This window comes from Rhizobium sp. AQ_MP (genome assembly GCF_014237835.1).
Classification (GTDB): domain Bacteria; phylum Pseudomonadota; class Alphaproteobacteria; order Rhizobiales; family Rhizobiaceae; genus Allorhizobium.
Window position 1 is genome coordinate 56,767 of sequence record NZ_JACJVI010000007.1, and the last position, 20,004, is coordinate 76,770.

The 20,004-nt window shown below is 61.8% G+C and carries 24 protein-coding genes and 1 pseudogene; 11 read left to right on the forward strand and 14 right to left on the reverse strand.

Features of this window, described 5'->3' with window-relative positions; genetic code table 11:
• Positions 1-127: 127 nt before the first annotated feature.
• Positions 128-1,633, forward strand: coding sequence for an Asp-tRNA(Asn)/Glu-tRNA(Gln) amidotransferase subunit GatB (gene gatB / locus H6M51_RS12310; protein ID WP_185810144.1), 1,506 nt, complete (start codon positions 128-130; stop codon positions 1,631-1,633).
• 4 nt (positions 1,634-1,637) lie between these two features.
• Positions 1,638-2,135, forward strand: a complete 498-nt coding sequence (locus H6M51_RS12315; RefSeq protein WP_185810145.1) for a GNAT family N-acetyltransferase — start codon at positions 1,638-1,640, stop codon at positions 2,133-2,135.
• A 29-nt stretch (positions 2,136-2,164) separates the two neighbouring features.
• On the opposite strand, the gene H6M51_RS12320 is transcribed toward H6M51_RS12315, so the two are convergent.
• Positions 2,165-2,599, reverse strand: a complete 435-nt coding sequence (locus tag H6M51_RS12320; protein ID WP_185810146.1) for a hypothetical protein — start codon at positions 2,597-2,599, stop codon at positions 2,165-2,167.
• A 58-nt stretch (positions 2,600-2,657) separates the two neighbouring features.
• On the opposite strand from H6M51_RS12320, the gene H6M51_RS12325 reads away from it, so the two are divergent.
• The 5 genes and pseudogenes from H6M51_RS12325 to H6M51_RS12345 all read left to right on the forward strand — a co-directional run bounded on the left by H6M51_RS12325 (position 2,658) and on the right by H6M51_RS12345 (position 5,578).
• Positions 2,658-3,125 (forward strand): GNAT family N-acetyltransferase, encoded by a 468-nt coding sequence (locus tag H6M51_RS12325; RefSeq protein ID WP_185810147.1) that lies wholly within the window; start codon positions 2,658-2,660, stop codon positions 3,123-3,125.
• A gap of 106 nt (positions 3,126-3,231) precedes the next feature.
• Positions 3,232-3,630, forward strand: a complete 399-nt coding sequence (locus H6M51_RS12330) for an NADH:ubiquinone oxidoreductase subunit NDUFA12 (protein WP_185810148.1) — start codon at positions 3,232-3,234, stop codon at positions 3,628-3,630.
• A 107-nt stretch (positions 3,631-3,737) separates the two neighbouring features.
• Positions 3,738-4,172 (forward strand): annotated as a pseudogene (locus H6M51_RS24655) (DUF2155 domain-containing protein); the annotation flags it as partial.
• Positions 4,173-4,717: 545 nt separating this feature from the next.
• Entirely contained in the window at positions 4,718-4,957 is a 240-nt protein-coding gene (locus tag H6M51_RS12340; protein WP_185810150.1) for a hypothetical protein, read from the forward strand.
• Positions 4,958-5,098: 141 nt separating this feature from the next.
• A complete protein-coding gene (locus H6M51_RS12345; protein ID WP_185810151.1) occupies positions 5,099-5,578 on the forward strand; it encodes a VOC family protein in 480 nt (159 codons plus the stop codon).
• Between the two features lie 9 nt (positions 5,579-5,587).
• On the opposite strand, the gene H6M51_RS12350 is transcribed toward H6M51_RS12345, so the two are convergent.
• Genes H6M51_RS12350 through coxB form a run of 3 tightly spaced genes read right to left on the reverse strand, consistent with a single transcriptional unit; the run spans position 5,588 to position 9,145 of the window.
• Entirely contained in the window at positions 5,588-5,923 is a 336-nt protein-coding gene (locus tag H6M51_RS12350; RefSeq protein WP_185810152.1) for a hypothetical protein, read from the reverse strand.
• A 1-nt stretch (position 5,924) separates the two neighbouring features.
• Positions 5,925-8,450, reverse strand: a complete 2,526-nt coding sequence (gene ctaD, locus H6M51_RS12355; protein ID WP_185810153.1) for a cytochrome c oxidase subunit I — start codon at positions 8,448-8,450, stop codon at positions 5,925-5,927.
• Positions 8,447-9,145 (reverse strand): cytochrome c oxidase subunit II, encoded by a 699-nt coding sequence (coxB, locus tag H6M51_RS12360; RefSeq protein ID WP_185810154.1) that lies wholly within the window; start codon positions 9,143-9,145, stop codon positions 8,447-8,449. The genes ctaD and coxB overlap by 4 nt, the downstream gene beginning before the upstream one ends.
• Before the next feature lie 42 nt (positions 9,146-9,187).
• On the opposite strand from coxB, the gene H6M51_RS12365 reads away from it, so the two are divergent.
• Positions 9,188-9,694, forward strand: coding sequence for a DUF2231 domain-containing protein (locus tag H6M51_RS12365; protein WP_246780503.1), 507 nt, complete (start codon positions 9,188-9,190; stop codon positions 9,692-9,694).
• Here H6M51_RS12365 and H6M51_RS12370 read toward each other — a convergent pair.
• On the reverse strand, positions 9,672-10,172 hold the full coding sequence (locus H6M51_RS12370; protein WP_185810155.1) for a CopD family protein: 501 nt from the start codon (positions 10,170-10,172) through the stop codon (positions 9,672-9,674). The genes H6M51_RS12365 and H6M51_RS12370 overlap by 23 nt on opposite strands.
• Positions 10,172-10,915, reverse strand: coding sequence for a cytochrome c oxidase assembly protein (locus H6M51_RS12375; RefSeq protein ID WP_185810156.1), 744 nt, complete (start codon positions 10,913-10,915; stop codon positions 10,172-10,174). The genes H6M51_RS12370 and H6M51_RS12375 overlap by 1 nt, the downstream gene beginning before the upstream one ends.
• A 391-nt stretch (positions 10,916-11,306) precedes the next feature.
• Here H6M51_RS12375 and H6M51_RS12380 point away from each other — a divergent pair, with 391 nt between their 5' ends.
• Positions 11,307-12,791 (forward strand): phospholipase D-like domain-containing protein, encoded by a 1,485-nt coding sequence (locus H6M51_RS12380; RefSeq protein ID WP_185810157.1) that lies wholly within the window; start codon positions 11,307-11,309, stop codon positions 12,789-12,791.
• A 254-nt stretch (positions 12,792-13,045) separates the two neighbouring features.
• Entirely contained in the window at positions 13,046-13,633 is a 588-nt protein-coding gene (locus H6M51_RS12385) for a DUF1349 domain-containing protein (RefSeq protein WP_185810158.1), read from the forward strand.
• Between the two features lie 81 nt (positions 13,634-13,714).
• Here the strand turns inward: H6M51_RS12385 and H6M51_RS12390 are convergent, their stop codons facing one another.
• The 3 genes from H6M51_RS12390 to H6M51_RS12400 are packed head-to-tail and all read right to left on the reverse strand — an operon-like array spanning position 13,715 to position 14,618.
• Positions 13,715-14,050: a DNA-binding transcriptional regulator gene (locus H6M51_RS12390; protein WP_185810159.1), complete on the reverse strand. Its 336-nt coding sequence runs from the start codon at positions 14,048-14,050 to the stop codon at positions 13,715-13,717.
• On the reverse strand, positions 14,047-14,415 hold the full coding sequence (locus H6M51_RS12395) for a type II toxin-antitoxin system RelE/ParE family toxin (protein WP_185810160.1): 369 nt from the start codon (positions 14,413-14,415) through the stop codon (positions 14,047-14,049). Before H6M51_RS12395 ends, H6M51_RS12390 begins: the two co-directional genes overlap by 4 nt.
• A gap of 14 nt (positions 14,416-14,429) precedes the next feature.
• Positions 14,430-14,618, reverse strand: coding sequence for a hypothetical protein (locus H6M51_RS12400; RefSeq protein WP_185810161.1), 189 nt, complete (start codon positions 14,616-14,618; stop codon positions 14,430-14,432).
• Positions 14,619-15,019: 401 nt separating this feature from the next.
• On the opposite strand from H6M51_RS12400, the gene H6M51_RS12405 reads away from it, so the two are divergent.
• A complete protein-coding gene (locus tag H6M51_RS12405; RefSeq protein WP_185810162.1) occupies positions 15,020-16,048 on the forward strand; it encodes a hypothetical protein in 1,029 nt (342 codons plus the stop codon).
• Positions 16,049-16,152: 104 nt separating this feature from the next.
• Here H6M51_RS12405 and aat read toward each other — a convergent pair whose 3' ends face one another.
• From aat to H6M51_RS12430, 5 genes are all read right to left on the reverse strand, one after another.
• Complete coding sequence (gene aat / locus H6M51_RS12410; RefSeq protein WP_185810163.1) at positions 16,153-16,767, reverse strand: leucyl/phenylalanyl-tRNA--protein transferase; 615 nt, start codon at positions 16,765-16,767, stop codon at positions 16,153-16,155.
• Positions 16,768-16,772: 5 nt separating this feature from the next.
• Complete coding sequence (accC, locus tag H6M51_RS12415) at positions 16,773-18,125, reverse strand: acetyl-CoA carboxylase biotin carboxylase subunit (protein ID WP_185810164.1); 1,353 nt, start codon at positions 18,123-18,125, stop codon at positions 16,773-16,775.
• 4 nt (positions 18,126-18,129) lie between these two features.
• Entirely contained in the window at positions 18,130-18,609 is a 480-nt protein-coding gene (gene accB / locus H6M51_RS12420; protein WP_185810165.1) for an acetyl-CoA carboxylase biotin carboxyl carrier protein, read from the reverse strand.
• A 22-nt stretch (positions 18,610-18,631) separates the two neighbouring features.
• Positions 18,632-19,072, reverse strand: a complete 441-nt coding sequence (gene aroQ / locus H6M51_RS12425) for a type II 3-dehydroquinate dehydratase (RefSeq protein ID WP_185810166.1) — start codon at positions 19,070-19,072, stop codon at positions 18,632-18,634.
• 140 nt (positions 19,073-19,212) lie between these two features.
• Positions 19,213-19,974 carry a DsbA family protein gene (locus H6M51_RS12430; RefSeq protein ID WP_185810206.1) on the reverse strand — a complete coding sequence of 254 codons (762 nt, stop codon included), beginning with the start codon at positions 19,972-19,974 and terminating at the stop codon, positions 19,213-19,215.
• Between the last annotated feature and the right edge of the window lie 30 nt (positions 19,975-20,004).

Genomic DNA, 20,004 nt, shown 5'->3' on the forward strand with positions numbered 1-20,004 from the left:
TGCTTAAGTGTTCCTTCCCATTCCAGTGGTCAGCCTTCACCGGCTCGGCGAACCCAGAAGCCTTGCACCTTCGGCCCAATTGCTCTACCTCACGAGGCAACCCGTCCACGCATGACACGAGCATCCGATGACCATTGTCGACACCCGCACGCCTGATCCGAAACGCCTCATTCCCGGTGCCACCGGTGACTGGGAGGTCATCATCGGCATGGAGGTTCACGCACAGGTCCTGTCGAATTCCAAGCTGTTCTCCGGCGCCTCGACGGTCTTCGGCAATGCGCCGAATTCCAACGTTTCGCTCGTCGATGCGGCCATGCCCGGCATGCTGCCCGTCATCAACGAAGAATGCGTCAAGCAGGCGGTGCGCACCGGTCTTGGCCTCAAGGCCCAGATCAACAAGCGCTCGATCTTCGACCGCAAGAACTACTTCTACCCCGATCTGCCGCAGGGCTATCAGATCTCGCAGTTCAAGGATCCGATCGTCGGCGAGGGCAAGATCATCATCTCGCTCGGCCCGGATCGCCAGGGCAATTTCGAGGATATCGAGATCGGCATCGAACGCCTGCACCTGGAACAGGATGCCGGCAAGTCGATGCACGACCAGCATCCGACCATGTCCTACGTGGATTTGAACCGCTCCGGCGTCGCTCTGATGGAAATCGTATCGAAGCCCGACATGCGCTCCTCCGACGAAGCCAAGGCCTACATGACCAAGCTGCGTTCGATCGTGCGTTACCTCGGCACCTGCGACGGCAACATGGACGAAGGCTCGATGCGCGCCGACGTCAATGTCTCCGTGCGCAAGCCGGGCGGCGAATTCGGCACGCGCTGCGAGATCAAGAACGTCAACTCGATCCGCTTCATCGGCCAGGCCATCGAATACGAAGCCCGTCGCCAGATCGCCATCCTCGAGGATGGCGGCGTCATCGACCAGGAAACCCGTCTCTTCGACCCGAACAAGGGCGAGACGCGCTCTATGCGTTCGAAGGAAGATGCGCATGACTATCGCTATTTCCCCGATCCGGACCTGCTGCCGCTCGAATTCGACGATGCCTTCGTCGAAGAGCTGAAGAAGTCGCTGCCCGAACTGCCCGACGACAAGAAGGCCCGCTTCGTCGCCGAACTCGGCCTCTCCGTCTACGACGCTTCGGTCCTCGTTTCGGAAAAGGCAATTGCCGACTATTTCGAAGCCGTGGCCGCAGGGCGCGACGGCAAGACGGCCGCCAACTGGGTCATCAACGACTTGCTGGGCGCCTTGAACAAAGCCGGCAAAGGCATTGAAGAGACTCCGGTTTCGCCCGCCCAGCTCGGCGGCATCATCGACCTGATCAAGGCCGAGACCATCTCCGGCAAGATCGCCAAGGACCTCTTCGAGATCGTCTGGAACGAAGGCGGCGACCCGGCTGAAATCGTCGAAGCGCGCGGCATGAAGCAGGTGACCGACACCGGCGCGATCGAAAAGGCCGTCGACGAGATCATCGCCGCCAACCCGGATCAGGTGGCCAAGGTGCTGGCAAAGCCGACACTGGCCGGCTGGTTCGTCGGCCAGGTAATGAAGGCAACCGGTGGCAAGGCCAACCCGCAGGCCGTCCAGGCGCTGGTCAAGGCCAAGCTCGGTCTCCCGGAGGAGTAAGCGCTTGTTCTTCGTCCGCACGGCAAACGACCGGGATGTCGAACCGCTCCGCGCCCTGCTGACGCAGAGTTTCCACGCGACCTATGACCGGTTCTACGGACCGGCCAAGGTCGCCGAACTGATCGCGGCCTGGCATTCGCCGGCCGAGATCAAGCGGCGCATTCACGTCAAAGGCGGCGAATATCTCGTCGCCGATGACGGTAGGCGGATTGGCGGCATGGCCTTTGCGGCCATGTCGGAGAAACTGACCAAGACCGCGGTCCTGCACCAGCTCTATGTTCACCCGGATCACCAGCGTCAGGGCATCGGCCGCGATCTCTTCGCCGAGATCGAGACCTGCTTCCCGGATGCCGAGATCCTCAGGCTGGAAGTCGAGCCGCAGAATGCCGGTGCCATCGCCTTCTACGAGGCGCATGACTTTGTCGAGGTCGACCGGACGAAGAACTGTGGTGGCCCCGATAGCGGGATCGAGGCGTTGAACATGGAAAAGCCGCTCAAGTGAGCGGCTATTCTGTCTGTTTTAAAGAATGATCACTCGAAGGGCGGGGCGAGGATCGTTCCTTCCTCGTCGACCAGCTGAACTGCACTGCATTCGACCAGTCCGTCCTGCTTGGCATTGCTGCAGGCGAGTTCTGCGGCCTTCAGCGCGAGTTCCTTCGTCTGCCAGCCGCAGGAATACTGGTGCCAATGCGGTCCACCATCCGCCATCATGAAGACGTCGACACTCCAGTTGGCGGGATAGCAGGTGGCATTCACCTGGCAGTCCTCGGCCGTTGCGCCGCTCTCCATGCATTGTTTCATGGCGCAGTCGATGGCGCTCGCCGGATCCTTCTCGACACAGACCCCAGCCCCCATCTCCGGTGCCTGGACGAAGGCGATCGCTTTGCGGCCTCCCTCCTGGGCGTGAACGGCCATGGCAGTGAGAGTTACACACAGAATTGTCAGCAGTCGTCCTATGCCTGTCATCAGAAAGTCCCCCGGGATGGTTATGCGAGGATCAGACTAACGCAAGAGCGGGGCCTGCATGCAAGTCCATTCGGTGCAGATAAGAGAAGCGACCGAGAATGATCTGGGAGCGATCGTGGCGCTCTTCGCCGACGATCCGCTGGGCGGCCATGGCGACACGACCGATCCGGCCGCCTTGCCCGATTATCGCGCCGCCTTTTCCCGGATCGCCACCGCGCCGAACGAGATGCTTTATGTGGCCGAGCTGGAAGGCGAGGTTGTCGGCACCTTCCAGATCATGATCACGACCACGCTGACGGCGCGCGGCAGCAGCAACATGATCATCGAAGCCGTCCAGACCCGTGCCGACATGCGGGGCAGGGGCATCGGGGCCGCGATGATCGAGTTTGCGGTTGAAAAGGCGAGGGCGGACGGCATGCGCCTCGTCCAACTGACCTCGAATGCCCTGCGCAAGGATGCCCACCGTTTCTATGAGCGCCTCGGTTTCAAACCCTCCCACATCGGCTTCAAGATCAGGCTGAAATGACGGGGGTGCGACGGGGAATCACTGGACAAGCCGATGGTGAGGCGGCATAAGCGAACGTGATCGCCAAGGCCGTCGTACGGCCTGCGGCAAAGTCCAAGGATTAGACATGAAGCAGCTCCTCTTGCAGATCTTCACCTGGTGGAACGGCCAGACTATGGGGACCCGTTTCTTCACCTGGCGTCATGGCAAGCGCGTCGGCGAAGACGAATTCGGCAATGTCTATTATGAAGGTCCGATGACGAGCTGGGGACAACCCAAGCGCTGGGTCATCTATAACGGCTATGCCGAAGCGTCCAAGATTTCCGCCGGCTGGCACGGCTGGATGCATTATCGCACCGACACCCCTCCGTCGAAGGAAGACTACAAGCCGCGCGAATGGGAAAAGGCGCACCGCCCGAACCAGACCGGCACCGCGGCCGCCTATCGCCCACAGGGTTCGATTGCCGCCACCGGCGAGCGTCCGCGCGTGACCGGCGACTACGATGCCTGGACCCCGGGCAGCTGATACCCCATTTGGCCATAATCCGGCATTAGGGCCTCTATCGTGAGGCCCTTCTTGTATCTGGCATCCGGTCGAGATGGGCAAGAAGATCGATGAAAGCGAGCGGGATGATGAAGTTGAGTGCATGGGCATGGGCCATTCCGGTAGTCGGCTTTGCCGCTGCCGCTTCGCTTGGTCTTGCCGGCAAGGCCGACGCCGCCCGCCTCGAAAATCCCGTTGCCGAATTCGCCGGCATCGACAAGATCACCGGCCGCATCACGACCTTCGACGTCTATGTCAACGAAACAGTGCAGTTCGGCGCCCTCCAGGTGACGCCCAAGGTCTGCTATTCGCGCGATGAATCCGAAGCGCAGAAGATCGATGCCTTTATAGAGGTGGACGAAATCACGCTCGACCGCAAGATTCGCCGCATCTTTTCCGGCTGGATGTTTGCCGACAGTCCGGCGCTGAACGCCGTTGAACACCCGATCTATGACGTCTGGCTGACCGGCTGCAAGGTGAAGTCCGAGGTTCCGCCGCCACCCGGCGTCGAGGCGGTCGCCAAGCCCGCGCCGGAACCGGCCAAACCCGCCGACGCCGCGACACCCGCGCCCACTGCCGCCTCCGTTCAGCCGGGTGCTCTGGTGACCGATCCGACCCAGCCGGCAGCGCCCGGTGCCGACCCCAACCAGGTCGCCGTTCCGCCACTCGAGGCGCCCGTGGAGGTTCCGAGCGAAATTATCAACGGCACGACGCCGCAGACGGTTCTCCCGCCGTCCGGCGATCCGCTGCTGCAGGGCAATCCGGCCCCGCCGCCGGCACCGGTCGCCCCGCCGGGCGGCGTCGGTCTGTTCTGACGGTCCGTTACGTAAGCTCGCTCAGTGTAGACACACCCCGAGTGCCGCGCCTGTCGCAGATCGCTAGAGTATGTGCTTCAGGCATTTGAAACGCGCGTGAATGCTCCCCGCCCATGACGGGATGACGTCTCCCCACATCGGAAGAGCGGAGTGCGGCAAGCGCCGCTGTCCTCAAAGACATGGCGCAGGCTGGTGGCTATCCATTGACATCCCTTCGAAAAGAGAACAAGAAGGGAACAAATTGGAGTTCCTCCATGTCCCTGGCTGAAAAATACATCGTCCTTCCCTTCAAGATGAATCGGGGTAGCATCGTGCCCGGCGAGATGCGCCAGGCCTCGAGCGCTGCCGCAGCAGAAAAGATCGCCACCGCCATGGCCGCTCGCCATATCGGCGTCGCCGCCTATTCCGTTCAGGTGGACGAGGAAAGTGGCGATATGTCGAGCCCGAAGCTGATCGTCGGCTTTGGCGAGACGGCGGACTTGACTGCGGCATGAGCCGCGCTCTTGTCTCTGCCTGGCCGCGGCGATACCGGCATGGCTGGTGGACAAGGACACCAGTAGGGGAGATTCCTGTCCTTCGCGGAACCTCTCCTGAAGCGCGAAGTTCGAAAGCTCTGAACGTGAGGAGGAAAGACTGTGGCGACGCCGAAGAACACCATATGCCTCTGGTACGACCGTGATGCCGAAGAAGCAGCCCGCTTCTACGCCTCGGTCTTCCCGGACTCCGAAGTCAGGGCCGTCCACCGCGCGCCGTCAGACTATCCCTCCGGAAAGGCTGGCGATGTGCTCACCGTCGACTTCACCGTCGCCGGCATCCCCTGTCTGGGCCTCAATGGCGGTCCGGCCTTCAAGCACTCGGAAGCCTTCTCGTTCCAGATCGCAACGGATGATCAGGAAGAGACCGACCGTTACTGGAACGCCATTGTCGGAAATGGCGGCCAGGAGAGTGCCTGCGGCTGGTGCAAGGACAGATGGGGCATCAACTGGCAGATCACGCCGAGGACCCTGACCGAAGCCTTGGCCGCAGGCGGTGACGAAGCGAAGCGCGCCTTCGAGGCGATGATGGAGATGGGCAAGATCGAGGTGGCGAAGATCGATGCCGCGAGGCGTGGTTGAGGCGCCCCTCTAGCAGAGCGTCAGCCACATCACCCCGAAAAAGGTGATGACCGTTGCCACCATCGCCGCCACTTGCAGCATGCCGGCGATCGTGCGCAGCAGCCGCGCCTCATCGGTTTCCGGCTCTGTGAGTTCTCGGGTCGCATACCAGTGGAGGCCACCGATCAGCCCCACGGTGGCTGCCAGCATCACCGCCAGCAGCAGGCGCAGCGCCGAAATCGGACCGACATCGAGCCGGTGCCAGCCAAGATGGCATCCGGTCGCCTGCACCCCGTAGAGAAGCAGGAAGGCCCCTGACCAGATCACGAACCCTGTCAGCAGCAGGACGAAGGGCGACACTTTCATCTCATCGCCCTCCGATCCCGGTCAGGCTCTGCAGCACGAAGGGGAAGGCGAGCCCGATCATTCCTGCGACGGCCGTGTAATCGTGCCACAGTTGTCCGATCTGCAGATCGAGCACGCGCGCCGGTCCGATATAGCCGCTGTTCCAACGCCATAATCCATAGATCGCCAGCACCGCGCCGATCCCTGCATGCAGACCGACGTAAACGGCGACCGCAAAGGCTGCCGCAGAGGCCGCATGCCCCGTCGGCGCCGGGATCGACATCAGCAGTATCGCAACCGCGCCGACGCTGACGATGTGCGCAGCAAGCGCCACGCTCAGGCTCAGGACCGTCCGGCCCGCCTGTCCGTCGGCGAAGCGGCCGGCAAGTGCCGCCGTGGCGAGCCCGATCACCGCGACCAGCGACGGAGCCAGGAAGGTGAAGTCGAGATCCGGCGGCGGCCAGTTGGGGGCGGATAGCCAGAGAAAGAAGGCACCGAAGACCAGAGAGGTATAGAGTGTGGCATTGGCGGCGAGCGCAAAGACCATGGCCCACCAGGAGGGCGGCTGCACCACTTCCTGATGGTGCAGCGCCTGTTCGCCGCGGCCGATCTGCAGTGGGCCAAGATCCCGTTTCAGACCCGTCGCCGGCGTCCACAGGAAGAAGAGGATGATCACCGCGATAAAGGCAACCGGTGTCAGCCAGTAGAGTTTGGCGAGCAGGCTGGCGAAGAAGGCCGCCGTCGTGATCGCCGTCCAGAGCGGCAGATAGGTGGGCCTTGGAAGAACGACCACGTGGTCGAGGCGACCGCTCACCATGTCCACGGTCAGCGTCTCCATCCAGCCATTGCGCATGAAGCCGAGATAGCCGCGACCCGCTGCAAGGTCCGGGCCCAGCCGGCGCGGCTGAAGCCCATCGGCACGCCCTTCGATATGCGGCAGCGAGCCGAAATTATAGGAGGGCGGCGGGGTTGGCGTCGCCCATTCCAGCGTCCCGGCTTCCCATGGGTCGCGACGAAACGGTTTGCCGTGGCGAATGAGCATGATCAGATCGAGGGCGACCAGCGCGAAGCCGATCGTCATGACGAAACCACCGACCGACGAGATGAAGTTCAAGACCTCCCAACCCGCTTCCTGCGGATACTCGAAGACCCGGCGCGGCATGCCGCGAAGTCCCGTCAGGTGCATGATGAAGAAGGTGACGTTGAAGCCGATGAAAACAAGCCAGAAGGCAGGCTTCGAGAGGTGCTGCACGGGCTGGCGCCCGGTGATGTGCGGCAGCCAGTAGTAAGCCGCCGCCATCATTGGAAAGACGAATCCGCCCACCAGCACGTAGTGCAGATGCGCCACGACGAAATGCGTGTCATGCGCCTGCCAGTCAAAGGGGACCATGGCGAGCATCACACCGGTCAGCCCGCCCGCCACGAAGACGAAGAAAAAGCCGAAGACATGCAGCATGGGGATCGAGAAACGCGGTTGCCCGTGCGCCATGGTGGCGAGCCAGGCGAAGATCTGGATGCCGGTCGGGATTGCGACCAGCGCGCTTGCCGCCGAGAAGAACGAAAGCGCCACATGCGGTATGCCCACCGTATACATGTGATGCACCCAGAGTCCGAAGGAGAGAAACGCCATGGCAACGATCGCTGCGACGATCAGCCCGTAGCCCTCAAGCCGCGTGCGACACAGCACCGGGATGATGGTCGACAGCGCGCCGGCGGCGGGCAGGAATATGATGTAGACCTCCGGATGGCCGAACAGCCAGAAGAGGTGCTGCCACAGCAGCGGGTCGCCGCCTCGGGTCGGATCGAAGAAGGGCAGGTCGAAGGCCCTTTCCACCTCCAGCAGAATGGATCCGAGGATCAGCGGCGGAAAGCCGATCAGCATCATCGCCGCCACCACCAGCATGTACCAGGCGAAGATCGGCATGCGCATGAGCGACATGCCCGGCGACCGGAGCTTGAGGATGGTCACCATGATTTCGATCGCCGCCGACAGCGCCGAGATCTCGACGAAAGTGATGCCGAGCAGCCAGACATCGGCATTGATGCCGGGCGAATAGGGACGCGAGGAGAGCGGCGTATACATGAACCAGCCGCCATCGGGCGCAATGCCGAAGACGAGCGCCGCCACCAGGAAGGAACCGCCAAAGAGATAACACCAGTAGCCATAGGCGGACATGCGCGGAAAGGCGAGGTCGCGGGCGCCCAGCATCTTCGGCAGGAGATAGATCGCCAGCCCCTCGAAGAAAGGGATGGCGAACAGGAACATCATGATGACGCCATGCATGGTGAAGACCTGGGCATACTGGGCGGCATCGAGAAAGGCACTGTTGGTGGATGCGAGTTGCGCCCGGATCAGCATGGCGAGAACGCCGCCGATCGCGAAGAACACCAGCGCCGTCACCATGAAACGCTTGCCCACGACAGTGTGGTTAACCGCCGACAGCCGCTCCAGGCCGCGGCCCGAGCCCCAGACGGCATCGAGCTGATGGTGCAGCCGGATGGCCGTTTCCGGTGTCTGATAGCCCGTCTCTGGTCTGGCATCACTCATGGTGCGGACACTCCTGCGGAAAGCGCTGTGAGACGTTGGCGATAGGTTTCGGGCGCATGCGCCTCGACGGTGAAGCGCATGCCGGCATGGCCGGTGCCGCAATATTCGGCACAGATGCCGCCATAGCGGCCCGGCACATCGGCCTTGATGCGCACGACCGTCTCATGCCCGGGCACGGCATCGATCTTGCCGGCAAGTCTCGGGATCCAGAAGCTGTGCACGACATCGGCGCTCGTCACATGCACCTCCACCACGCCGCCTGCCGGGATATGCAGCGTCCCCTCGGTCGCCAGGTCAGGCCCGAGATCCGGATAGCGAAAATCCCAGCGCCACATCGCGCCGCGCGCCTCGACGCGGGCGACCACGGGCTCGTTTTGCCACGCGCCGATCAGATACTCCCCTTGCGCCATGCCGTAGGTCATCAGCGCGATCAGCACGGGGACCGGGAGAAACAGCCCGCCGGCGATCATCCAACCCTTGGCCGAGAGGCGGCGTCCGAATCCGGGCCGGAAGAAGACGAGGCCCATGAGGATGAGCACAAGCGCCAGGATGAGACCGGCGCCGACGAGCATGATCCACCACAGATTGGCAATAGCCCCGGCATAGGGGCCGGCCGGATCCAGCGTCGAAAGGTCGCCCGAACAGGCGGTGAGTGTGAGGCCGAGCGCACCTGCGGATGCGATGCGTTGGAACATTCGTCCCCAGATCGGCTTTTTCCCGCAACAAGGAGGGCTCCCATGGCCAATATGTCTGAGACCGACGAACCGAACCCCGTCATCGAGAAGCTGGAAGAAAAGGACACGACCTCCGCCATTGCGGTGGCCGGCCATCCTTTGCATGCCATGAGCGTTCATTTCCCGATCGCGCTGGTCTTCGGCACGCTCGCCGTCGATGTCTTCTACTGGTTCAGCGCCGATCCGTTCTGGCTGCGTGTCGGTCTCTGGACCTCGGGCACGGCCTTCCTCGCAGGTGTCGCGGCCGGCATTGTCGGCACCGCCGAACTGCTGCTTGTCCCGGGCATTCGCGCCCGCGCGGCGAGCTGGGCCCACGCGATTGCGGCCATCACCTTGATCTCCGTTGCCGGTGCCAACTGGGGTCTGCGGCTCATCGATCCCAATGTCGTCCTGCCGCATGGCATGCTGCTTTCGGTTCTGGCGGCCGTCCTGACCGGTGTTGCGGGCTGGCACGGTGGCAAGCTGATCTTCGATCACGGTATCGGCCTCATGGTGTCGCCCAAGGATTGAAGGGTTCAAGCAGGCGCCCCAGCCCGCCCGGCTCGGACATCACAGCCGGCAGCGTGAACTCGGGCGCCTCCTTGGCCAGCACGAGACCGAGGATGGCCAGCACCACGGCGCAGCAGCTCACGGTCGCAACCACGAAACGCCAGGCTGGATAGACCTCCCCCTTCTTGAAGAGCCGGATGACCACAAGGCCTGAAAAGACGTGGAAGATTGCAAGCAGCCCGACAAAGGCGAGCTTCCAGGAAAACCAGGGGGCGAAGACTTCCCGCAGAAAACTGAGCGCAATCCCGCTGGCAACGGCGATGAAGGCCGCCGGCGAAATCAGCACGACGAAGGCGAACCGCGTCATGCGCTGCATGCGGTAAAGCGCATCGTCGCTTTTGACATGCGCCCGCTGCACATAGAGGCTTGGCAGGCTGATCAGCCCGGCGGTCCAGATGGCGATGGCGGCGATATGCACGAACTTGAGCAAGGCGATCATCAGCGCGGCGCCTCGCTGTCGAAGCTGCGCCCCGCAAACAGGCTGCCCAGCTTGAGGAGGGCAGCAAACAGATAGGGCAGGGCCGCTGGCACCCACATCAGCAGCCCTGAAAGCTGCTGGTCCGCCAGCGGCGAGAGGCCGAACGCAGTCGTCGTGTCGAGATGCGCTGCAAACAGCGGCTCGCGGGAGAAGGTCAGGAGCGCGCCGAGCATGCCCATCTGGATTGTTGTACCCAGCAGAAGTGCGAGAGATGGGCCAACCGTACGCCGCGGCGACAGGATGTCGTACCACAGCCAGACCGCCGATCCGACAAGCGTCAGTTCCATCAACCAATAGGCGGCAGGCGATGAGAGGGCGAAGAGATAGGGCCCCGGTGCATGCCACGCCCACATCACGATCGTGTGCACGAGGAAAGACAGCTGCGCAGGCAGCCGCTGACGCTCGCGTGCCTTGGGCGGTATCGCAAGCACGATAAGCGGCGCGAGAAACGTGACGAGCAGGATGTGATGCAGCACGCGGGCCGAAAAAAGCGCGGATGCCAGCGCGCAGAGGGGAGAGACGAAGGCGATCAGCATGACGAGAAGCGCCGCACCGGCCGCCATGCGTTGCCGCCGATTGCCGGCGGTCGTCATCAGCAGCACGAAGACGGCACCGATGGCCGCCAGCAGCGGCGGGTCGAAATTCCAGTCGCGCCAGAGCATCTCCGGTGTCGGCGCCGGGCCGCAATAGATGTCAAGGTTCATGATCTCGGTCCCGAAACGCCGCAGACACGGTCTTTGCCCCGCACAGGTCCACCTCGGCGGCCTGCCGCTCGTGGGTGCAACACCCACGGCGGCATATTGTTCCATCTCGATTGTTCCACCGGTCCCCGCAGTCGCGCATGCGTGCCTGGAAGGGTCTCAGCCGCAGCATCGTTCCCCGCCGGACGCGCGAGCGCCGACACGGTCCACAGACCCTCGGAGGGGTGCCGCGAGAGTGCCGACGACGACAGATGCGCGTGTGCCTGCCGTCGTCTCCGCGAGAATTTGTTCGCCGCCACCATTGCCGACCGGGGGGCGGCGCCTATTCTGCAGAGTCGACCTCAAGCCGTCGCAGCGACAGCCGAGCATGGCGACCGGGAGCCTGGAGCAAATGATGGCGCCTTCGACGATCTTCTCACCTTCGAAAAACTGCTGGCGGATCGAGAAAGCCGACGAATTCTCGATCCTCATCGATGCAAATGATTATTTCACCTCGATCCGTGCCTCGATGATGGCGGCAAAGCGGCTGATCTTCTTTGTCGGCTGGGACTTCGACGCGTCGATCACGCTTGGAAACCCCAATGTCGATGACGGCGCCCCCCGTGGGGTCGGCGACTTCCTGCTCTGGCTTGCCCGTCGCAACCCGGAGCTCCAGATCAAGATCCTCTTGTGGAGCCCGGCGCCGCTGGCCAGCTGGGCAAGAGTGTCGAACCTGCCCCATCTTCTGCGCTGGAAGTGGAACCGGCAGATCTCCGTCCACCTCGACGGCAAACATCCGCTGGGCAGTTCGCACCACCAGAAGATGCTGGTGATCGACGATACCGTCGCCTATTGCGGCGGCATCGACGTGACGCTCGACCGCTGGGACACGCGCGAGCACCTGGACGACAATCCCGACCGCCGCCGCCCCAACGGCAAGCCCTATGGTCCCTGGCACGATATCTCCAGCCGCTTCACGGGGCCGGCAGCGCAGGCGCTCGGCGAACTCTGCCGTCACCGCTGGACCCGCGCCGGCGGCCGCAAGGTGGAGCGCGTCGAGGCCCCGCCGCCGCCGGAGGACATCGCTCCGAGCTTCTCTTTCGGTCCCGTCGACCTGGCGATCGCCCGAACCAGTCCGGCCTACCGAGAGGAGCAGGCGGTCACGGAGATCGAGCAACTCTATGTCGACATGATCAGTGCCGCCCGGCGCGTGGTCTATGCCGAAAGCCAGTATTTCGCCTCGCGCGTGGTGGCGCAGGCGATCGCCCGGCGCCTCGCCGAGCCGGACGGGCCCGAATTCGTGCTGATCAACCCCATCGCCTCCGACAACTGGCTGGGCCAGGTCGCCATGGACACGGCACGCGCCCGGCTCGCCGAATCCCTGCGCCGGCATGACGACCGCGGACGCTTCCGGATTTACCACCCCATCACCGCCGGGGGGCAATCGATCTACGTCCACGCCAAGCTGATGATCGTCGACGACCTCTATCTCCGCATCGGCTCTTCCAACTTCAACAACCGTTCCATGCGCTTCGACCAGGAATGCGACGTCGCGCTCGAGGCGGGAGGGTCGGATCAGATGGCGCAGCGGATCACGAGCCTCAGGAACGACCTTCTGGCCGAACATCTGGGCACGACGCCGGACACGATCGACGAGACCCTGCGCCAGGCCGGCTCGCTGATTGCCGCGATCGATCGCCTGCGCGCCGAGAGCGGCAGGGCGGGCAAGGCCACGCTGAAACCCTACGACACACCCGAGATCACCGACCTCGACCGCTGGCTTGCCGACCACGAGATCCTCGACCCCGAGGGCTCGGAAGCGGTCTTCGAGCCGATCGAGAAGAGGGGGTTGTTCCGGGGGAGGTTGAAGCGGCCGCGGAGGCGCAAGAGGGGTGGCTAGAGCATGCCGGCAAGACTGAGCATGGCAGGTGACGCCGTTTGACCGGAAAGACTCGGGCGCCGAGCAGGCTGTCGACGAGAGAGACGTCGCAGCGGCTTGCGCGGCGGGCTTGCGGCACGTCCGACAGGTCCCTCGCGACAGAAGACGCACCCGGCCTGCCGCCCATCTCCGAAGCGCTCCCCGACGCCTATGGTCGTGCCCCATTGATAAACCGCAGTCTTCAGGCAAGGATGTCCATCGGGTGGAGGTTGGACATGCCGGAAATGACGCGAATGATGACGGTGATCGGCTCGGAATTCGGCCATGTCACGATCGAACCCGATCAGGTGCATGTCGCCGCGATCGGCGGCACGGACGCCTTCGTCTCGCCCGACGGACAGACCGCGATCGACAGGCTGCCGGGCGCGCGGCTGGCGCTCCCGGATGGGCCCTGTGCCCTGTCGGTCCATGTCGAGCCCGTCCTCACCGCCACCTACGATGCTGGCGCCCTGATGCTGCGCACCGATGCCGGCGCCTGGGCGAAGCTCGCCTTCGAACTGTCACCCCAGGGCCGCAGGACGGCGGTCAGTGTCGTGACAAACGACTGTTCCGATGATGCCAACGGCCCGACCTTCTCCCGCGACGGCCTGTTCCTCCGCATCTACCGCTGGCAAAACCTGACCGCCTTCCACATCTCCGAAGACGGCCAGACCTGGGACCTGCTGCGCCTCTTCCGCCTGAACGGCCACACCGCCACCATCGACCTCATCGCCCAGTCGCCGACAGGCCAGGGCTGCGAGGCGCGGTTTACGCAGCTCCGGCTGGTGGAAGGTGAGATCGCGGATCTCAGGGACGGGAGTTGAGGGCTGGTCAGGGTACTCGCCGGAAGATGATTTTCGGCGCTTCGCTGCCCAATTCGTCTGTCGTCCGGCCCTATCAGGCGATTATGTAATCGCCTCGATTCCCTTGCGGCGAATGATGTTTAGAAGCGCAAGCGCCGGCCCGCTTGGCCGTTTTGCTCCACGCTCAAGCTGGGAAACATAGCCTGGAGTGAGGTTGAGATAGCGGGCAAATACCGCCTGACTGAGATGGGCCTCTTCACGGAGCTTGCGGATGTCTTCCGCAGAAATCTCCTCATGCAAAGGCTCAATACCCCGCCCAAGGTGCCGGATGGTGATCTTTTCGTGCGCTTCGGAACTCAAAATCCCACTTTTGTTCATGTCCGCAGCCGTTTCGAGCAAAGCCTCGGTTAGACGGCTCACCTGCTTACGTCCTGTCATTCACCGACCTCCTGAACAGTTCCATCACTCAGGGCTCTCGCCAACATCGCATCATCTGCAGCAAGCCATGCAGCCCCGATTTCTCGCAAGGTCAGCAACTCGTCCGGTTCGATATTCTCTTGCTCGCTCTTGGCGAAACTGTAGAGAAACACAGCCCGATTGCCCTCTCGGTAGGCGACAATCGTGCGGTAGCCACCAGATCGTCCCTGACCGCTGCGTGCCACGCGCTGCTTGATAAGGCCGCCTCCAAGGTCGGCATCCACCAAGCCGCGCTCGGCGCGCACGATCGCTTCCCGCAGACTGGAATCCGCAATCCGCTGCTTGCGGGCAAATCGCACCATCCATTTCGTTATGAGGATCCGCATGCCGCAACCCTAATTCAATAAACTATAGTGCGTGGAGCGATAGTTTGCAATTGCTGGCGTGGTTCGCCTGGAATGGTGGGGCGGACACCATCGACTTCCCCGCCCGGTCGCCGATGGGCAAGGGCTGCAAGCGTTTCGTTGGAAGACACCACAACGGCAAGCGTGCTCGCCGCTTCGATATGCACGATCGTTGCCTTTGACATTGAATGTCCCTCAGGGCCCGAAGACTCACGAAGCAAGTCATGACTCGGTGATCGCCGAAATGCCGAAGATCATCAGGTTTGGTGTAGTGTAGCGCAGTTACGGGATGCGTGCAGGGTTGTGTGGGGATTCGGCGGGCGTGTTGGGTGGGGCGAGTATCTCATTCAGATCACACCGTGCACGCGGGCGGAGGCGCTGGCAGTCGGTTACGCTGAGGCGAAGCGGGCGCTTGAGGCGATAATGACGATGCGGAAGATTGATGTGGGGAGGATAGATGATGCGAGGCGGGGATGGAGGGGGCGACTTAAGAAATTGAACGCGTGCCTTTGCATCTGCAAAAAAGGGAACTAGTTCTATTGTCGCAAAGAGAATTACTATCTCATCGATAATGGGTTGAAATTTAATGGCAATTTCGGCTGAGGAGCTAACCAAAGTAACATATCTTGATGCGCGTTCTTTAGGTGATCGTGTCTTAACCCTAGTTCCATATTGGGACGGCAGCGCGTGGCATTTGTGGCTGGAAGCGCCCCCCGGTTCGCTTATCAAGATGCAGCCTCTAGATGCTGTGCATTCAAAGTACGTGGCCAAAGTAGCTGCTCAAAGCTCGGATATTTGGGTAGGTTTTATCGAATTCATCTGGCAGCGAGCCAATTGGCCCGAAGTCAGTCAAATAATGAATTCTATAGAAGACGACTTCCACCTATTAGCTACCAGTGCGGCAAAGCTTCGCCATTTTTTTCACAGTCGCAATGAAATCGATAATGCAATTCTTGGCTCATTTGTGAGTTCGGAATTGGAGTATATGATAACAGTTTCGAGGTCGGTTTTTGATTTGTTGCAGGAGGCTCTTGCTGCAATATGGAATAATCGGATTAAATTAATTGATCCGGAGCAAGAGGCTGTAAAAAAACAGCATAAGCTGCCAGACAGCTTTACTAAGATGGCTTTAGATGGTCGCACAAAATTAAAGTCATTCGAAGATATGGTAAGTAAGTACGCAATACCGCCAGTTTTGGCGGAGCAATATCTGAATTTTTCGCCATTTTATATGTCTCTTTTGAGATCCCGTGATAGCATCATACATGGTGGCGGGAGCGTGAAGAGCATTTACGTTACGGAGAAAGGGTTTTGTGTTGATTGTCGCTCGAAGACATTTAGAGATTTTGAATGGATGCCTGAGCATCACTACAATGAATCACTGACATCATTGCTGCCTTGGGTTGCTCATCTCGTATTCGGCACCGTGAATGCATGCAATTCAATAGTGTCGGCGTTTGCATCAGTTATGTCTATGCCGCCGGAGGTTGCTCCAGGATACAATCTGTTTATTCGTGATCCGGCTGGTACGGAATTACGCTGCCTTGCAGATGTGGCTAATGGCGGCGCTATCTGGTGGACGGAGGCTATATCCGATCCTTCAAGCTGCGAATGAAACCATGATGCGTGCGGGCGTGTCATTCTGCCTTAAGAATGGACGGCTCTTGGCATCATGGTTGAACTCCTCGCTCCCTACCTTCCACCACCGTCACCACCCCCTCAAAACCCAAGCGTCTCGCTCTCCATCGCCTTGTCCAGCAACACCCCATACTCCGCCTTCGGAATATCCACCGCCCCAAACGTCTTCAGATGCTCGGTCGTGAACTGCGTGTCGAGCAGCGTAAAGCCACGCTCCCGTAACCGCTCCACGAGATGCACGAGACAGATCTTCGACGCATTCGTGCGGCGGGAGAACATGCTCTCGCCGAAATAGGCGGAGCCGAGGGTGACGCCGTAGAGGCCGCCGACGAGTTCGTCGCCCTCGAAGGCTTCGACGCTGTGGGCATGGCCGAGCCGGTGCAGCGCGCCGTAGAGGTCCTTGATCTGTTGATTGATCCAGGTGCTCGGCCGGTCTTCGGCCGCTTCCGCGCATTTTTCCACCACCTGGTCGAAGGCGGTGTCGAAGCGGATGTCGAAGGGGGCTTTGCGGATGGCCTTCTGCAGGCTTTTCGAGACGTGGAAGCCATTGAGCGGGATGATCCCGCGAATATCGGGTTCTACCCAGAAGAGCTCGGGATCATCGGCCGATTCCGACATCGGGAACATCCCGATGGAATAGGCGCGCAGCAGGAGTTCCGGCGTAATGCTTCGGTCCCTGCTGCGTCGCCCAGCCATGGTCTTTACTTGGCCGAGGTTTCGGCCAGGTATTTTTCCAGCCAGTGGATGTCGTAGTCGCCGTTGGCGATGTCCTGGTTGGCCACGAGATCCTGGAAGAGCGGCAGCGTCGTCTTGATGCCGTCGACGACGAATTCGTCGAGCACGCGGCGGAGCCTCATCATGCATTCGACGCGGGTGCGTCCATGCACGATCAGCTTGCCGATCAGGCTGTCATAGTAAGGCGGGATCTTGTAGCCGGCATAGGCGCCGGAATCGACGCGAACGCCCAGACCGCCCGGTGCATGGAAATGCGTGATCGTGCCGGGCGACGGCACGAAGGTGCGCGGATCCTCGGCGTTGATGCGGCATTCGATGGCGTGGCCGGAAAAGACGATCTCGTCCTGCGTGACCGAGAGGCCGGCGCCGGAGGCGACACGGATCTGCTCATGCACGAGGTCGATGCCGGTGATGGCCTCGGTGATCGGATGCTCCACCTGCAGGCGGGTGTTCATTTCGATGAAATAGAACTCGCCGTTTTCGTAGAGGAATTCGATCGTGCCGGCGCCCCGGTACTTCATCTTCTTCATGGCTTCGGCGCAGATCGAACCGATCTTCATGCGCTGCTCGACGTTAAGGGCCGGGGAGTTCGCCTCTTCCCAGACCTTCTGGTGGCGGCGCTGCAACGAGCAGTCGCGCTCGCCGAGATGGATGGCGTTGCCCGCACCGTCGCCGACAACCTGCACCTCGATATGGCGCGGCTTGCCGAGATATTTTTCCATGTAGACGGCGTCGTTGCCGAAGGCGGCGAGCGCTTCGGAGCGGGCGGTCGACACGGCCTCTTCGAGTTCGGCCTCGGTCTTGGCCACCTTCATGCCGCGGCCACCGCCACCGGCGGTCGCCTTGATGAGCACCGGGAAGCCGATCTGACGGGCAATTTCCAGAGCGTTTTCCGGCTTCACTTCGCCGTCCGAGCCCGGAACAACGGGGATGCCGAGTTCAACGGCAGTCTTCTTCGCCGTGATCTTGTCGCCCATCAGGCGGATATGCTCCGCCGTCGGCCCGATGAAGGTGATGCCATGGGCGTCGAGGATGTCGGCGAACTTGGCATTCTCCGACAGGAAGCCGTAGCCCGGATGCACGGCGTCAGCGCCGGTGATCTCGCAGGCTGCGACGATCTGGTGAATGTTGAGATAGCTGTCGCGCGACGGCGGCGGGCCGATGCACACGCTCTCATCGGCAAGACGCACATGCATGGCGTCGGCATCCGCGGTGGAGTGAACCGCCACGGTCTGGATGCCGAGTTCCTTGCAGGCGCGCAGCACGCGCAGCGCGATTTCGCCTCGGTTGGCGATGAGGATCTTCGAGATACCGCTCATCGGCTTACTCGATGATCACAAGAGGCTCGCCGTATTCGACCGGGCTCGCATCATCGATGACGATCTCGACGACCTTGCCGGACTTGGGCGAGGGGATCTGGTTCATGGTCTTCATGGCTTCGATGATGAGCAGCGTCTGGCCTTCCTTGACGGTCGAGCCGACTTCGATGAAGGGGCGCGCGCCCGGGGCCGGCGCCAGATAGACGGTGCCGACCATCGGCGCGGTCACGGCCTTCGACAGGTCACGACCGGCCGGCGCTGCCGGAGCGGCGGCAGCAGCAACGGGGGCTGCGGCCGGAGCCGGAGCGGGCGCCGCCTGGTAGTTATAGGCGGGCATCGGCATGGCAACCGGTGTGCCGTTGCGCGAAACGCGGATGCGCAGGTCGTCCTGCTCCACTTCGATCTCGGTGAGATCCGTGTCGTTGAGGATGTTTGCGAGATCACGGATCAGCGCCTGATCGATACCCGATTTCTTGTCAGCCATGGATGGTGGTCCTGTGTTCTTGTTATTGCGTGATGGTTTTCAGCGCCTGCAGCGCCAGGATGTAGCTATGCGGCCCAAACCCGCAGATCACGCCCTTGCACGCGGGCGCTATCATCGATTTGTGGCGGAATTCTTCTCGCGCATGCACGTTCGAGATATGCACCTCGATCACCGGAAGTGGCGAAACGGCCTTGATCGCGTCATGCAGGGCTATCGACGTATGCGTATAGGCTCCGGCATTGATCGCCACGCCGACCGCCTTTTCGTCGGCCTCATGCAGCCAGCTCACGAGGTCGCCCTCGTGGTTGGACTGGCGAAAGTCGATGGTCAGGCCGAGTTCGGCAGCGTAAGCCTCGCAGTCCGCCTCGATATCGGCGAGCGTCTTGCCGCCATAGATCCCGGGCTCCCGCTTTCCCAGCATATTGAGATTGGGGCCGTTCAGCACGAAAATGGTTTTGCTCATCTACGCTTCCGTCGACTTTCAACCGCCTCCTATAGACCGAGAGGCCCTGTAGGGAAAGCCCTTTGCCGTGATCGCGCCAAACCGTCCCCGAAAATCAGGGAAACGGGGAGGAGCGGGGCGGGGGTGAGCCGGATTTGGTCTCAGCAGGTCGCCTTGCCGCAGGCGCGCACATTGCCGACTTTCGCAACGAGCGCTTCCTTGCCGACAGCGCCGGGAACGGTCTCGTTGCCAATCACGTAGGAGGGAGTGCCGGTGATCCCGAGGCTGGTTGCCAGCTGATAGGCTTCCTGCACCTGCTCGGTGTTCGGGCTTTCCGCCATCTTGGCACGAACCTTGTCTTCCGAAAGACCGAGCTCGCCGGCAATCGCGATCGCGCTGTCTTCCGAGGCGCGGCCGTCCTGGGTCATCATCGCCCGGAAGAAGTCGCCGTATTTCTCCGGCGACAGCTTGCGCACGGCATCCGAAACCTTGTGAGCGGCTTCACTGTCGGGACCGAGGATCGGGAACTCCTTCAGCACGTAGCGGACATTCTTGTCCTCTTCCAGCACGGCCTCCATATCGGCATGCGCACGCCGGCAATAGCCGCAATTGTAGTCGAAGAACTCGACAACGGTCACATCCCCCTTGGGATTGCCGATGGCGAGGTCATAGGCAGAATTGAAGATCGCGTCCTGATTGGTCGAGAGCGCTTCCGCCGAACGCTTCTGGCGGATCTCGTCCTGCTTCTTCTGCAGCGCGTCCTGCACTTCCAGCATGATCTCGGGATTGGCGATCAGGTATTCGCGGATGAATTCGCCAAATTCCTTCTTCTGCGTCTCGTCGAGAGCGGCCACGGGGAGCGGCATCAGGGCAGGGAGGAGCGCAACTCCGGCGCTGGCGATTCTCTTGAAATTCAGGGCCATGTTTTCCTCATCCTTGCCGTCTGCAGAATT

Bases quoted from the DNA above. Each gene is read 5' to 3' on its own strand.
- H6M51_RS12350 (WP_185810152.1), bottom strand. From the start codon at position 5,923: ATGAAAGTGTCGCCCTTCGTCCTGCTGCTGACAGGGTTCGTGATCTGG.
- H6M51_RS12390 (WP_185810159.1), bottom strand. From the start codon at position 14,050: ATGACAGGACGTAAGCAGGTGAGCCGTCTAACCGAGGCTTTGCTCGAA.
- aroQ (WP_185810166.1), bottom strand. From the start codon at position 19,072: ATGAGCAAAACCATTTTCGTGCTGAACGGCCCCAATCTCAATATGCTG.
- H6M51_RS12340 (WP_185810150.1), top strand. From the start codon at position 4,718: ATGTCCCTGGCTGAAAAATACATCGTCCTTCCCTTCAAGATGAATCGG.
- H6M51_RS12325 (WP_185810147.1), top strand. From the start codon at position 2,658: ATGCAAGTCCATTCGGTGCAGATAAGAGAAGCGACCGAGAATGATCTG.
- H6M51_RS12405 (WP_185810162.1), top strand. From the start codon at position 15,020: ATGGCAATTTCGGCTGAGGAGCTAACCAAAGTAACATATCTTGATGCG.
- aat (WP_185810163.1), bottom strand. From the start codon at position 16,767: ATGGCTGGGCGACGCAGCAGGGACCGAAGCATTACGCCGGAACTCCTG.
- H6M51_RS12365 (WP_246780503.1), top strand. From the start codon at position 9,188: ATGGCCAATATGTCTGAGACCGACGAACCGAACCCCGTCATCGAGAAG.
- H6M51_RS12330 (WP_185810148.1), top strand. From the start codon at position 3,232: ATGAAGCAGCTCCTCTTGCAGATCTTCACCTGGTGGAACGGCCAGACT.
- H6M51_RS12380 (WP_185810157.1), top strand. From the start codon at position 11,307: ATGGCGCCTTCGACGATCTTCTCACCTTCGAAAAACTGCTGGCGGATC.
- H6M51_RS12385 (WP_185810158.1), top strand. From the start codon at position 13,046: ATGCCGGAAATGACGCGAATGATGACGGTGATCGGCTCGGAATTCGGC.
- H6M51_RS12375 (WP_185810156.1), bottom strand. From the start codon at position 10,915: ATGAACCTTGACATCTATTGCGGCCCGGCGCCGACACCGGAGATGCTC.
- accB (WP_185810165.1), bottom strand. From the start codon at position 18,609: ATGGCTGACAAGAAATCGGGTATCGATCAGGCGCTGATCCGTGATCTC.
- accC (WP_185810164.1), bottom strand. From the start codon at position 18,125: ATGAGCGGTATCTCGAAGATCCTCATCGCCAACCGAGGCGAAATCGCG.
- H6M51_RS12400 (WP_185810161.1), bottom strand. From the start codon at position 14,618: ATGTCAAAGGCAACGATCGTGCATATCGAAGCGGCGAGCACGCTTGCC.
- coxB (WP_185810154.1), bottom strand. From the start codon at position 9,145: ATGTTCCAACGCATCGCATCCGCAGGTGCGCTCGGCCTCACACTCACC.
- ctaD (WP_185810153.1), bottom strand. From the start codon at position 8,450: ATGAGTGATGCCAGACCAGAGACGGGCTATCAGACACCGGAAACGGCC.
- gatB (WP_185810144.1), top strand. From the start codon at position 128: ATGACCATTGTCGACACCCGCACGCCTGATCCGAAACGCCTCATTCCC.
- H6M51_RS12320 (WP_185810146.1), bottom strand. From the start codon at position 2,599: ATGACAGGCATAGGACGACTGCTGACAATTCTGTGTGTAACTCTCACT.
- H6M51_RS12395 (WP_185810160.1), bottom strand. From the start codon at position 14,415: ATGCGGATCCTCATAACGAAATGGATGGTGCGATTTGCCCGCAAGCAG.
- H6M51_RS12430 (WP_185810206.1), bottom strand. From the start codon at position 19,974: ATGGCCCTGAATTTCAAGAGAATCGCCAGCGCCGGAGTTGCGCTCCTC.
- H6M51_RS12370 (WP_185810155.1), bottom strand. From the start codon at position 10,172: ATGATCGCCTTGCTCAAGTTCGTGCATATCGCCGCCATCGCCATCTGG.